4 tRNA genes and 1 rRNA gene are annotated in these 559 nt (G+C 48.8%); all 5 read right to left on the reverse strand.

Annotation, left to right across the window (positions count from 1 at the left end):
• The 5 genes from RGU12_RS13565 to rrf all read right to left on the reverse strand — a co-directional run bounded on the left by RGU12_RS13565 (position 1) and on the right by rrf (position 464).
• Positions 1-75: transfer RNA gene (locus tag RGU12_RS13565), tRNA-Gly, on the reverse strand.
• A gap of 4 nt (positions 76-79) precedes the next feature.
• Positions 80-160, reverse strand: a tRNA-Leu gene (locus tag RGU12_RS13570).
• Between the two features lie 14 nt (positions 161-174).
• A tRNA-Lys gene (locus tag RGU12_RS13575) sits at positions 175-250 on the reverse strand.
• A gap of 14 nt (positions 251-264) precedes the next feature.
• Positions 265-340: transfer RNA gene (locus RGU12_RS13580), tRNA-Val, on the reverse strand.
• 8 nt (positions 341-348) lie between these two features.
• A 5S ribosomal RNA gene (gene rrf / locus RGU12_RS13585) occupies positions 349-464 on the reverse strand.
• Positions 465-559: the final 95 nt, after the last annotated feature.

Genomic DNA, 559 nt, shown 5'->3' on the forward strand with positions numbered 1-559 from the left:
TGGAGCGGAAGACGGGATTCGAACCCGCGACCCCCACCTTGGCAAGGTGGTGTTCTACCACTGAACTACTTCCGCATAATGCGGGTGAAGGGACTCGAACCCCCACGTCAAAGACACTAGATCCTAAGTCTAGCGCGTCTGCCAATTCCGCCACACCCGCACATTTAAATTGAATGGTGAGCCATGAAGGACTCGAACCTTCGACCCTCTGATTAAAAGTCAGATGCTCTACCGACTGAGCTAATGGCTCGTACAAATTAAGAATGGTGGAGGATGACGGGATCGAACCGCCGACCCCCTGCTTGTAAGGCAGGTGCTCTCCCAGCTGAGCTAATCCTCCAATAATTCGCCTAGCGACGTCCTACTCTCACAGGGACAAAGTCCCAACTACCATCGGCGCTGAGAAGCTTAACTTCCGTGTTCGGTATGGGAACGGGTGTGACCTTCTCGCTATCGTCACTAGACTATTAAAAGAACATTTCTTATTATAATCTCTTTTCGAGATTAATCAATAGGAAATTCATTCCTTCAAAACTAGATAACGCTCCTACATTCATCA

Source organism: Ferdinandcohnia sp. QZ13, assembly GCF_031324165.1.
Lineage (GTDB): Bacteria > Bacillota > Bacilli > Bacillales > Bacillaceae_L > Ferdinandcohnia.